Here is a 12,749-nt window from a genome sequence, read left to right as displayed (position 1 = left end):
CTTGATAAAATCATTTAGAAATTAAGAAAAACTGTAAAATAAGCTGAAAAATGAAAGAAAGCGTCAGTTCTTTCAAACAAAACTTTAGTTCCCTTACTTTTTTTTGTATAATGAAACTTGATGAAATGAGGGATAATAAATGGCACAAAAGAAACGGCCTACTAAAAAAAGGAAAAAGACGAAAAAAACGAAAAAGCAAAAACAGCAGCAGGAACAAATGCTGACGATTGGTGTTGGGTTTGCCTTGATTTTATTTGCTGTCTTCGGCTTTTTAAAATTAGGTTTTTTAGGAATATTGATTGCAAACGGCTTTCGGATCATTGCAGGAAATACTTACCAAATCCTCTGTCTTTTATTAGCCGTATTAGGATTTTGGATTGTCATTAAGAATACAGAGTTTTCAATTGGTAAAAACCGACGCTGGTTTGGCGGCATACTCTTTTATTTCGGTATCTTATTATTGTTACATGCCCATTTATTTGGCAAACTCCATACTGGGGAACCAAATATCATGGGGACGACATGGGATTTGTTAGCCAGTGATATAAAACAAAGTCAAGTAGACAATAACGTTGGTGGTGGGATGATTGGAGCAATCCTTTATCATTTTACTTACTTCTTGATTGCACAGCCTGGAAGTTATTTAGCAGCAGTGCTATTACTGGCAGGAGGAGCATTCCTGTTCAGTAATCTGGAAGGCTATCAGCTGTTAAATGGTATCCAATCAATTGGAGAACGAGTACAGGAATTATTGGAAGGTGATCCTGCCAAGCAAGCTCGAAAGCAAGCGGCAAAGGAAGAGAGAATGAAACAGCGCGCAGAAGCGAAAGAAGCAAGGCGCTTAGCTGCAAAAGAAGCTGCAGAAAAAGAAGCTGCAGAATATGAGAAGAAAAAAGCGGTGAGCCAGCAAAGGGAAAATACTGCTGATGAATGGCAGGAACCAGAAAATACAGAGCCGGAGCAGCTAAGTTTTGTTCCAATCGACAGTTTTCAAGAAAATATCCATCCTGCGAATCTAGAGAAACCAGTACCAGATACACCAAAACAGACCAATACAGCAGAAGGTTTTTCAGATGAGTTGCCAGAGGATGACGGTACCTCATTAGAATTTGAGATTGAAGCAGAACAGGAAAATCAAGACTATGAATTACCGACAGTTGATTTGCTTGATTCTATACCAACTGTGGATCAAAGTGATGAGTATAAAAAAATTGAAAAAAATATCGGCGTATTAGAACAAACTTTCCAAAGTTTCGGTGTCGATGCCAAGGTCGTCAAAGCCAGCTTAGGACCATCCGTCACAAAATTCGAAGTCCAGCCGGCTGTAGGGGTAAAAGTAAGTAAAATTGTGAACTTAACAGATGATATCGCGCTTGCTTTAGCGGCGAAAGATGTCCGGATGGAAGCACCGATTCCAGGTAAATCACTGATTGGTATTGAAGTACCAAATGGAAAGATCAGTATGGTTTCCTTTAGAGAAATCATCGAAGCACAACCAAACCACCCAGATAAATTACTAGAAGTACCTTTAGGACGTGATGTTTCTGGACGGGTACAAACGGCTGATCTTTCGAAGATGCCTCACTTACTCGTGGCTGGTTCGACTGGTAGTGGGAAGTCAGTAGCAATTAATGGGATTATCACAAGTATATTAATGCGTGCTAAGCCCCATGAAGTAAAACTGATGATGATCGATCCGAAAATGGTTGAATTGAATATGTACAACGGCATACCTCATCTGTTGACGCCGGTCGTGACGAACCCTAGAAAAGCAGCGCAAGCCTTACAAAAAGTAGTACAAGAAATGGAAGAACGATATGAAAAATTCGCGGCAACCGGAGTAAGAAATATTTCTGGTTACAATGAATTTGTTCAACAGAAAAACTTGGAAAACGGAACGAAACATCCAACCTTACCATTCATCGTAGTGATCGTAGATGAATTAGCTGATTTGATGATGGTAGCCAGCAATGAAGTTGAAGATGCGATTATTCGTTTAGCGCAAATGGCTCGGGCAGCGGGGATTCATATGATCCTAGCTACTCAACGTCCAAGTGTGGATGTTATCACAGGAATCATCAAAGCAAATGTACCTTCCAGAATGGCATTTGCGGTATCAAGCGGTACAGATTCTCGGACGATCATTGATTCTAATGGGGCAGAAAAGCTCTTAGGGCGAGGAGATATGCTATTCTTGCCAATGGGTGAGAATAAACCGATCCGTGTGCAAGGAGCATTCATTTCTGACCACGAAGTAGAACGGGTCGTTCAATTTGTTACAGATCAGCAAGAAGCTCATTATGAAGAGAAAATGATGCCGACAGATGAAGTTGAAACGACAGGTGCTCCAGAACAGCCACAAGATGAGCTGTTTGAAGAAGCAAAAGCACTTGTCGTTGAAATGCAAACGGCAAGTATTTCCCTTCTCCAAAGAAGATTTCGGATCGGTTACAACCGAGCAGCACGTTTAGTAGATGAACTGGAAGCTCATGGAGTTGTTGGCCCGTCAGAAGGAAGCAAGCCTCGGAAAGTATTCATTGAGCAGGAAGAAACATCAGAAACGTTGCCGGACGATAATGACATGTAAAACTTGTGTGATGAAGGGTTGAAAAACGAATAACCAATAAAAAGACAAGGCATGATGATACCAAAAGAAAAAATGGTTTTTTTCCATCTTTTCTGGCTCATTGTCAAATGGTGTTGTTTTAATTAAATCACCTTGAGGAAACGTTTCGGCGTTTCCTCTTTTTTTTGTTATTAAATAATCTCACAGAGATTTTGTTGGATCAAGACTCGCATACGCAGATGTCGAAACGTCCGAAAGCCAAACGCGATGCGTTTAATGACCTTGATTAAATTGTTTTTCCCTTCCAATTTGCCGTTAGAATAGGGATATTTCAAAGCATTGATGATGCCTTTTTTATATTTGTTTAACGAAAGAATCGCTTTTTTAAATCCTTTATCCAATGATACTGGTAATGTGTCGATCAACTCGAAGAAGGCAGTAAAATCTTTTGTTTCCAAAGCAGCCAACAATTCCTGATAGACTTCATAACTTTCACGTAAGTGCTTATCGATTGAGAGCAGATAGTCTAGGACCTCTGATTCGGTCACGTATTTCCGTTGGAAAAGCGGAAATTGTCGAAGAGAAGTATAGTTGATTTTTGTTTCTTTCTTCAAGATCGTTCGCCAGTATTTTTTTAATTTACGATAATCTTTCATTGCTTTAGGATTGTTTTTCTTTAACTGGTTCATGGTTTGGATTCGTTGCTTATTGAAGGCACGAGTCAATTGTTGGACTATGTGGAACCGGTCGATCGATACACAGGCATTCGGAAAAAGAGCTCGTGTCACTACGTGATAAGAAGCATTCATATCCATTACGATATGAGTCACATTTTGCCTTGCTTTTAGGGTGAAGCGTTGGAAATAGGCGGTTAATTTAAAGTTTCTCCGATCATCTAAAATATCAAAAATCATTCCAGTGTCGGCATCACTGAGAATAAAGCACATCGCGCCTTCACAATCTTTGGTTCCTTTGAATTCATCAATCATCAAATGTTTCGGTAAGTAAGCAGGTTTTAACTGTGGTTCTTCAAAGAAAGAGTCTAGTACGCGTTCGACCGTTTTGGTCGATACAAAGTATCGAGCCGCAATATCTTTCATGGAGATCTTCTTCTTTAAATCAATAGCGATCGCAAATTTCAATGGTTGCGAAAGATAGCAGTTTTCAGCGACATAATCAGTTTTGGCTGTAAATGTGTGTCGACAATGTTTACAATAAAAGCGCTGCTTGAATAAACGAAGATAAGAAGGAACTTCTTGATAAGGAATCAGCTGGATCAAGCTCTCTTTATACGAATGATAAATCACTGTTTCAAAGCCGCACAGTTCGCAGTGGTGCGGTTTATAAGTCAATATTCCCGTAAAGACATTGGCCATTCGGCCATGGACCCGTTCTTTGGTCAGCGCATCTTTGGGAAAAGCGATGTTTGAATCTTTGATATTTAACAATTCTTTGATCATTTGGTCTGTATTTTCATCTTTTATTTTGATATTCTTAGGTAAAGACATTTGGATTCTCCTTCTATAAGTGGTTCAGCGACTTAATTATAGAGGAATCAAATGTCTTTTTGTTATAAAAAAATATTTGGTGTCCTTACTCGATTTGAGTAACAACACCAAATATCATAGAACCTCTTTTCTAATACGGTATGATGTCTTGTCTTTTTAGTTTTTGTGAGATTAAAGTTCTATTCGATTTATTTGTGAAGTATTGCATTAAGGAAATGAATCATGTATAGTATGTAGCGAAACTTTGAGAAAAAGAGGGAAAATACTTTGGAAAAACAGTCCATTTATGGCTTGACGAATGAAGAATTAATCAATTGGTTTATAGAAAACGGCGAGAAAAAATTCCGAGCTGCCCAAGTTTGGGAATGGTTGTATCAAAAACGTGTAAGTAATTTCACAGAAATGACGAATCTATCGAAACAGTTGATCGAAAAATTATCGGAGCATTTTATCATCAATCCTCTAAAACAGATGGTCGTCCAAGAAGCTTCGGATGGTACAGTAAAATATTTGTTTGAACTCCCTGATAAAAACATGATTGAGACTGTACTGATGAGACAAGAATATGGCTTGTCAGTTTGTGTGACGACACAAGTAGGATGTAATATCGGCTGTACATTTTGTGCAAGCGGGCTGCTCAAAAAGAACCGTGATCTGACTGCTGGAGAAATTGTTGCGCAGATCATGATGGTCCAACATTATTTTGATGAGCGCAATCTTGGCGAACGCGTTTCACATGTCGTTGTAATGGGGATCGGTGAGCCATTTGATAATTACGACAATGTAATGGACTTTTTGCATATCATCAATGATGCCAAAGGATTGGCAATTGGTGCTCGGCACATTACAGTTTCCACTAGTGGATTAGCACACAAAATCAAGGAATTCGCTAATAACGGCTTGCAAGTCAATCTGGCTATTTCCTTGCACGCGCCGAATAATGAGGTGCGAACATCGATCATGCGGATCAACCGAAGTTTCCCAATTGAGAAATTGATGGAAGCTGTGGATGAGTATTTAGAGAAAACAAACCGTCGAATCACGTTTGAATATATCATGTTGAATCAAGTAAATGATAGACCAGAGCATGCGCAACAATTAGCAGATCTATTAAAAGATAAGAAAAAATTAGCATATGTCAACTTGATTCCATATAATCCAGTCAGTGAACATGATCAATATTCTCGCAGTCCAAAAGCTGATGTATTGAGATTTTATGATGTATTGAAGAAAAACGGCGTAAACTGTGTGATACGTAAAGAACATGGTACAGATATTGATGCAGCTTGCGGACAATTGCGAAGCAAGCAAATGAAAAAAACAGTTGCCAAATAATCGTATCCTACTCGTTTTTTCAATTACCATAAAAGGAGCAGTTTTCTTAATTAAGGAACTGTTCAACTTAAATAAGAGAAAAGATTCTATAGCGAAAGCTATAAAGCTTTTTTTGACAAGAAAAACCCTCATCAAGCAAAGAAATGTCCTCAATTTGATGACAGCCTGCTTGATGGGGGTTTTAGCAATTATTTAACTGATTTTCTTATATCCTTGCTGGCTTTCTTGTGTAGCATGATAAGTTTCTACGTCAAGAATGGCCTGTTTAAATTTTTCTCGGGTGATTTCATAAGGCACATGTTTAATATCATTTGTTGCCATGGCTTTATCTAAGATTGCTTCTAAATCGGTCGTGACATTGAGATTCATGTCGGTTAACGATACTGGAAGTTGGTTCTTTTTCATAAACACATAGATTTTATCAAACAAATCGAACTGCTGATCCATCATCAATAAGGTCAGTACACCATAACTGACAGATGCTCCGTGAAGGTATCCCTCCATTTTTTCTAGAACAGTCGTACCGTAATAGAATGAGTGTGCCATAGCAGAATTATAGTTATTGTTAACTAAAACAGAAACCAATCCGGTAGTAACAATGATATCCGAAACGACTTGTTCAATTGCATATGAGGGACGATCGTCGGCACTATCTTTCAATGCTTGCGTACCATAAGTCAAGAGACGATCAATGCACATTTTTCCGATTTGGATTCCTAATCTATCCGTGTAGCCTAGATCATCGCCACGAGCAGAAAAAGTAGATTCGACTTCTTTGGATAAAGCATCGCCAATACCTGCCCATAAGTATTTATCAGGTGCTTCGGCAATAATTGCTGTATCAATGAAGGTGTGTACAGGTGGTTTTGAAGGAAAGAAGAGTCCGTCCATTACGCCTTCTTCGTTATAGATGACACATACCGCAGTGACGGGCGAACAGTTCGAACCAATAGTGGGAAAGGTGAAGACTGGTTTAGCTAGTTTTTCACCAATGACTTTTACAGTATCGCAAGCACGGCCACCACCGACTGCAAACAGGACGTCTGCTTTTTGGACACTTTCATGCTGGATCAACTGTTCAATATTTCCATAAGTTGAATTACCCCCGTACCAGAGACTGGCGACAACCTCTATTTCCTGTGTCAAAGCTGCTTTTATTTTGTTTTCTGCCTTTGAAAGTGCAGTCTTCCCTCCAATCAGCACTACTTTTGTCCCATATTCTTTGACGATTCCATTTGCTTTTTCATACGCATCTGTTCCAATGGTATAATTTGGTAAGAAAACACTTTGACTCATATTCATTTCCTTCTTTCTTCGTTGAAACGGGTTAAAATTTTAAAGAGTGATCGATCTGACTGCGGCTGTAGATGGAGTAGAGGTGAACCTAAGACAGGATAAGTGATGAATAAGGTGGCATGAACACCTTGAAATCATCAATAAGTATCCTAAAAACGAACAAGTACAAAAACATTGAAAACGACAATAATGAATTTTTGTTCCTCTTAGTATTTCTACCGATTCCCTTTGCTTTTTTGTAATTATATAAAAATTCTAAAAATTAAGATTATTATATGAAAACAGGTTTTATTTGTCAATTCATAATTGGTTTTTTTTAAAGCAAAAGATAATCTATATCATGATGAACAAACAGAGTTTTTCCTCCAATTGATGGCTTTCCTGATCTTTCCTATTTTGAATAAAGTGTTTCTGTATAATTTTTTTATTTTATAAGTAAGATAAATAATGAAAGAATAGAGATACTGATTGGTAGCTAAAGATTTTTGAGCGAGAACATTTCGTTTTTTCAAAAGGACTGTTAGAATAAGCAAGAACAAGGGGGAAGACGTATGATAATCAGTGAATTTGACCGTAATAATCCAGTATTGAAAGATCAGCTTTCTGATTTACTGAGACTGACTTGGCCGGAAGAATATGGAGACAGCTCGGCAGAAGAAGTAGAAGAAATGATGAATCCAGAACGAATCGCGGTAGCAGCGGTAGACCAAGATGAGTTAGTAGGATTTATTGGTGCAATCCCTCAATACGGTATCACAGGTTGGGAATTGCATCCATTAGTTGTAGAAAGCTCCCGACGAAAGAACCAAATAGGTACTCGATTAGTCAATTACTTAGAAAAAGAAGTAGCTTCCAGAGGAGGAATCACGATTTATTTAGGTACGGATGATTTAGACCATGGAACAACGTTAAGTCAAACGGACCTGTATGAGCATACATTTGATAAAGTGGCTTCCATCCAGAACCTTCGTGAACATCCGTATGAATTCTATGAAAAATTAGGTTATAAAATCGTAGGTGTCTTACCAAATGCAAATGGCTGGGACAAACCGGATATTTGGATGGCAAAAACGATTATTCCTCGACCAGATTCTCAATAATAAAAAGAGGTTGTGACAGAAGTAATCAGCTTCAAGAAATAAGAAGGAATTTACGAAAATTACTTCTTGAATTTTTGTGAAATTCCAACTTATTTCCGAAGAAGCTACTTTTGGAACACCGTGTACCAGAGGTTGTGAAAAAGCTGTCCTGCATCAAGTAATAAGAACAGCCAAACAAAAATAGCTCCTCCTATTTTTCGTTTGGTTGGGCTTATTACCGCAGATGCAAGCTTTGGAACACCGTTTAGTGGAGAGGTTGTGAAATCAGCGTCCTGACCTGAGTATTAGAGAAACAAACGGAAAAATAGTTCTTCATATTTTGCCGTTTGTTGAACTAATATCGAGGGTCAGCTGATTGAACACCGTTTAAGGAAGAGGTTGTGAAAAAGTCGCTTAGTTTCGAGTATTAAGAAAAATTTTGTGAAAATGGCTTTCTACATTTTTGCATAAATTTGGCTTAATACCGAGAAACTGGCTTTTGAACACCGTTTATTCAGATATGGGACTGTGACAAGACTTTTGTCACAGTTTCTTTTTGTTTATTCTTTTTTATCTTTGTATGGCAATAATAGACAATATAACGAAAATTATTTAATGGCTTTTGGAAGACCATGGAAAACCTTGTACAAAGCTATTTTTTCTGAAAAATTCCTTGAAACCTCACGAAAAAATCATTATTTTATGAAAAAGACAAAAAAAAGTGTTGATTTTTTAATAATTATTCATTAAACTCTTAAACAACTTCAGAAAATATTAATTATTCTGAAAATTCCAATAAAGGGGTACGTAAAATGAAAAAGAAATTTACATTTGGTTTGGTTGCGGTATGCGGCCTTGTACTTGCTGGATGTTATGGCGGCAGTTCAGCCACAAGCAACAGTAGTTCAGCAAAAAGCGGTTCAGCAGATGGAGGAGGCGTATTTAACTTAGTCGTGCCTCAAGAAATGCCTACAGCTGACTTATCAGTTGCAACAGATACAATCAGTTTTACAGCATTGAATAACGTTTATGAAGGAATTTACCGTCTTGATGAAGACAGCAAACCACAGCCGGCAGGAGCTAGCGAGTTGGCAGAAGTCAGTGAAGACGGATTAACTTACAAAATCAAATTACGAGAAGACGCAAAATGGTCAAATGGTGATCCTGTTACAGCAGCGGATTACGTTTATGGCTGGCAACGAACAGTAGACCCAGCTACAGCTTCTGAATATGCTTACCTGTATGCGCCAGTTGAAAATGCAGAAGACATTACAGCTGGAAAGAAAGATAAATCAGAACTAGGGATCAAAGCAGTTGGTGACTATGAATTAGAAATCAAATTGACGAAACAAACACCATATTTCCAATATCTGCTTGCTTTCCCATCATTTTTCCCACAAAAACAATCCGTAGTGGAAGAAAATGGGGATGCCTATGCATCTGCAAGTGATAAAGCTGTTTATAATGGACCATTCACATTAGAAGATTTTGATGGACCAGGAACAGATACAGAATGGACTTATAAGAAAAATGACCATTACTGGGACAAAGATACAGTAAAACTTTCTGAAATCAAAGTCAGTGTAGTAAAAGAATCTTCTACTGCATTGAACTTATTCAAAGATGGCCAAGCAGATGACGTGATCTTGTCTGGTGAGTTAGCACAGCAAAACGCAAACGATCCAGCTTATACTTCTGTTAAAGAAGCGCGGACAAGCTATATCGAATTCAATCAACGTGAAAAGAATTCACCATTCAACAATGTGAACCTAAGAAAAGCTATTTCTTATTCTATCGATCGTGAAGCTTTAGTAAAACAAGTACTAGGTGACGGATCAGTTGTCTCTACAGGATTGATCCCATCAGATATGGTAAAAAGTCCAACAACGAACGAAGACTTTGCAAAAGAAGCTGGAAAATTAGTTTCTTATGACAAAGATAAAGCAAAAGAATATTGGGAAAAAGCGAAAAAAGAATTGGGCGTTGATTCTTTAGAATTTGATTTGATGGCTTCTGATGATGATTCATCGAAAAAAGTAATCGAATATGTTCAAAACTCAATCCAAGAAAACTTGGATGGCGTAACAGTCAAACCAACACCTGTTCCATTCTCTGTACGTCTTGACCGCTCAACTTCGGGTGATTTTGACGCAGTACTAGGCGGATGGGCTGCTGACTATGCAGACCCAAGCAGCTTTACTGATTTGTTTGTCACAGGTAATTCATACAACCGTGGTCGCTGGAGCAATGCAGAATATGACGAAGCAGTTAAAGCAGCTTCATCAACAGACGCTGGCGATGAACAAGCCCGTTGGGATGATTTCCAAAAAGCAATCAAGATCATCTCTGATGATATGGGTGTCGTTCCGGTGTACCAAAAAGCAGAAGGTCACCTAGTGAATGAAAAAATCAAAGGTATCGTTCACCATGCGGCAGGCGCTTCATGGGATTACAAATGGACATACGTTGAAGAATAATCGTTAATACCGTGAGCATGAGAAAAAACGAGGCTGCGGCAAATGTCGCAACCTCGTTCTCATATTCACTTATCCTAACAAAGAAAAAAGCATGAAAATAGCAGAAAGAGCAATTAGTATTCCGGCAATGATCAGCCAAAAGCTGTACATACCGTAGCTGGCAGACGAGAGCGAGGAAAATTCTGGTTTTTTCTTTCGGTTCCTTGTTCGTGCAAGATGGACCGATCGCTGAAAATGATCGAAGAAACCCGAAGAAAAGACCCATAAAAAACCGCCGATAATCAGAAACGGCAATGACCATAAGAATAGATCATTAGATAATTGAATGAGTGTAAAGGAATGGTTGATGAGATTTTTTATTAAAATAACCAGAATCAGTAGAAAAGCTACTGCGTAGGGGATAGATTTTTTTTTCATTTGATTGCTCCTTTATTTTTGGTTCATTATCTAATAATGTAGCGAAACATCTGTCAGAAGTCAAAAGCTAGGGGGAAACATTAGTGAATAGTTATATCAAATATGTATTAAAACGTGTCTTTTTCATGATCATCACGCTTTGGTTAATTGCAACAATCACCTTTTTCTTGATGCAATTGCTGCCGGGCACGCCATATACGAATCAGGAACGTTTGAGTCCTGAAACAATCGAGATGCTAAATAAACAAGTCGGTTTGGATAAACCAGTTATCGTACAATATGGGATTTATCTTTCTAATTTGCTTCAAGGAGATTTTGGAATTTCCTTCCAATTTAAAAACCAGCCAGTCGCACATTTGTTAGCTGGAAGAATCGGACCATCCTTGCAGTTAGGGTTACAGGCAATTATCTTTGGAACAGTCCTAGGAACGATTTTAGGAACGATCTCTGCCATGAAGCAAAATACATGGGCAGATACATCTTCTACACTCGTAGCGATATTAGGTCGTTCCATTCCAAACTTTGTATTTGCTGTTTTATTACAATATATCTTTGCAATCAAATTACAAGTTTTGCCAATCGCAAAATGGGATGGCTTTGTGTACACAATCTTACCAACAATTGCGTTGGCCATGTCGCCGCTTGCTGACTCTGCTCGGTTTATCCGTACGGAAATGGTGGAAGTACTGCATAGTGATTATGTGGAATTAGCAAAAGCAAAAGGATTGAGCCGTTGGGAAATCGCCTTTAAACATGGTCTTCGAAATAGTTTGATTCCATTGATGACTTTATTAGGACCGTTAGCTGTAGCATTGATGACCGGATCACTGGTGGTAGAAAATATCTTTGCTATTCCTGGTATCGGGGAACAATTCGTTAAGTCAATCACAACAAATGATTATCCTACGATCATGGCTGTAACGATCCTTTACTCATTTATGCTGATTTTTGTTATTTTGATCGTGGATCTATTGTACGGTCTAGTTGATCCAAGAATTCGTGTTTCAGAAGGGAGCCGAGGATAAATGGAAATGATACCAAAGCGTTATGAAACAGTCGCAGATATCCCTGCGGATGAATTTCTTCCATTACAAAAAAATACCGAAGAAGAACGTGAACAGATTACTGCACCTTCTTTGAATTTTATCCAAGATTCATGGCGCCGTTTAAAGAAAAACAAAGCTGCCGTTATTTCAATGGTTTTACTATTGGTCATCATTTTGATCTCTGTGATCACAATCTTTGTTTCTCCTCATGATCCAACTGCCCAAAACGTGGCTTATATCAATTTGCCTCCTCGTATTCCGGGAATCAATATCGATGGATTGAATGGAAAAGCAATGGTTGGTGGTGAACTTGTTGATAAATATGCTCAAGCAAACGTCCCTTCAAACGTAAATTTCTTTTTAGGAACAGACGGTTTGGGACGTGATGTATTAAGCCGCTTATTTATGGGAACGAGAATCTCGTTGCTGATCGCATTTATTGCTGCATTACTAGATGTAACGATTGGTGTAGCTTACGGGTTGGTTTCTGGTTTGTTAGGCGGACGTGTCGATAACGTGATGCAACGTTTTTTGGAAATCTTATCAGGAATTCCAAACCTCGTTGTCATGATTTTGATGTTGGTCGTTTTTGAACCAGGAATTTTTTCAATCGTGGCTGCTATGGCCATCACAAACTGGATACCAATGGCACGTATCGTTCGTGCACAAACAATGAAATTAAAAGATCAAGAATATGTTTTAGCTGGATTGACATTAGGTGAATCAAGAATGAAAATTGCATTCAAACATATTTTGCCGAATATCTCTAGTGTCATTATTATTCAAATGATGTTTAGTATTCCATCTGCTATTTTCTTCGAAGCCTTTTTAAGCTTTATCGGTTTAGGTCTTACCCCTCCGTCAGCTTCATTAGGAACGATGTTGAGCGAAGGGTACAAGACATTCCTGTATCTGCCTTATCTGTTATGGATTCCGGCAGTAACTTTATCGGTTATCATGATTGGCTTTAACTTACTTGCTGATGGATTGCGTGATGCCTTTGATCCTAAAATGAAAGAGTGAAG

The 12,749-nt window shown here is 38.3% G+C and carries 11 protein-coding genes; 7 read left to right on the top strand and 4 right to left on the bottom strand.

What is annotated here, in order from left to right; genetic code table 11:
- Nucleotides 1–139: 139 nt before the first annotated feature.
- Nucleotides 140–2,587, top strand: a complete 2,448-nt coding sequence (locus IGL70_RS10300) for a DNA translocase FtsK (RefSeq protein WP_002289244.1) — start codon at nt 140–142, stop codon at nt 2,585–2,587.
- A 170-nt stretch (nt 2,588–2,757) separates the two neighbouring features.
- Here IGL70_RS10300 and IGL70_RS10295 read toward each other — a convergent pair whose 3' ends face one another.
- Complete coding sequence (locus IGL70_RS10295; RefSeq protein ID WP_104770650.1) at nt 2,758–4,074, bottom strand: ISL3 family transposase; 1,317 nt, start codon at nt 4,072–4,074, stop codon at nt 2,758–2,760.
- Between the two features lie 267 nt (nt 4,075–4,341).
- Between IGL70_RS10295 and rlmN the strand changes: the two genes are divergently transcribed.
- Nucleotides 4,342–5,409 carry a 23S rRNA (adenine(2503)-C(2))-methyltransferase RlmN gene (gene rlmN, locus IGL70_RS10290; RefSeq protein WP_002293986.1) on the top strand — a complete coding sequence of 356 codons (1,068 nt, stop codon included), beginning with the start codon at nt 4,342–4,344 and terminating at the stop codon, nt 5,407–5,409.
- Entirely contained in the window at nt 5,399–5,605 is a 207-nt protein-coding gene (locus IGL70_RS10285; protein WP_002321602.1) for a hypothetical protein, read from the top strand. Before rlmN ends, IGL70_RS10285 begins: the two co-directional genes overlap by 11 nt.
- Here IGL70_RS10285 and IGL70_RS10280 read toward each other — a convergent pair.
- Entirely contained in the window at nt 5,602–6,705 is a 1,104-nt protein-coding gene (locus tag IGL70_RS10280) for an iron-containing alcohol dehydrogenase family protein (RefSeq protein WP_002325414.1), read from the bottom strand. The genes IGL70_RS10285 and IGL70_RS10280 overlap by 4 nt on opposite strands.
- A gap of 551 nt (nt 6,706–7,256) precedes the next feature.
- Here IGL70_RS10280 and IGL70_RS10275 point away from each other — a divergent pair.
- Nucleotides 7,257–7,805, top strand: a complete 549-nt coding sequence (locus IGL70_RS10275; protein WP_002293989.1) for an aminoglycoside 6'-N-acetyltransferase — start codon at nt 7,257–7,259, stop codon at nt 7,803–7,805.
- Nucleotides 7,806–8,298: 493 nt separating this feature from the next.
- Here the strand turns inward: IGL70_RS10275 and IGL70_RS10270 are convergent, their stop codons facing one another.
- Complete coding sequence (locus IGL70_RS10270; RefSeq protein ID WP_077940620.1) at nt 8,299–8,418, bottom strand: ribonuclease P; 120 nt, start codon at nt 8,416–8,418, stop codon at nt 8,299–8,301.
- Between the two features lie 178 nt (nt 8,419–8,596).
- Here IGL70_RS10270 and IGL70_RS10265 point away from each other — a divergent pair, with 178 nt between their 5' ends.
- Entirely contained in the window at nt 8,597–10,261 is a 1,665-nt protein-coding gene (locus IGL70_RS10265; protein WP_002299119.1) for a peptide ABC transporter substrate-binding protein, read from the top strand.
- 69 nt (nt 10,262–10,330) lie between these two features.
- On the opposite strand, the gene IGL70_RS10260 is transcribed toward IGL70_RS10265, so the two are convergent.
- On the bottom strand, nt 10,331–10,678 hold the full coding sequence (locus tag IGL70_RS10260) for a DUF3899 domain-containing protein (protein WP_002293992.1): 348 nt from the start codon (nt 10,676–10,678) through the stop codon (nt 10,331–10,333).
- Nucleotides 10,679–10,761: 83 nt separating this feature from the next.
- Between IGL70_RS10260 and opp3b the strand changes: the two genes are divergently transcribed.
- Both opp3b and IGL70_RS10250 read left to right on the top strand, forming a co-directional pair.
- Nucleotides 10,762–11,703 carry an oligopeptide ABC transporter permease gene (opp3b, locus tag IGL70_RS10255; RefSeq protein ID WP_002293573.1) on the top strand — a complete coding sequence of 314 codons (942 nt, stop codon included), beginning with the start codon at nt 10,762–10,764 and terminating at the stop codon, nt 11,701–11,703.
- The gene (locus IGL70_RS10250) at nt 11,704–12,747 is read left to right on the top strand and encodes an ABC transporter permease (protein WP_002293994.1); all 1,044 of its coding nucleotides are present in this window, start codon (nt 11,704–11,706) and stop codon (nt 12,745–12,747) included. It begins immediately after the preceding gene.
- Nucleotides 12,748–12,749 lie beyond the last annotated feature (2 nt).

Origin of the sequence: Enterococcus sp. DIV0901a (genome assembly GCF_051711525.1) — a bacterium.
Taxonomy (GTDB): domain Bacteria; phylum Bacillota; class Bacilli; order Lactobacillales; family Enterococcaceae; genus Enterococcus_B; species Enterococcus_B faecium.
This window is presented reverse-complemented; position numbering and strand designations above follow the sequence as displayed.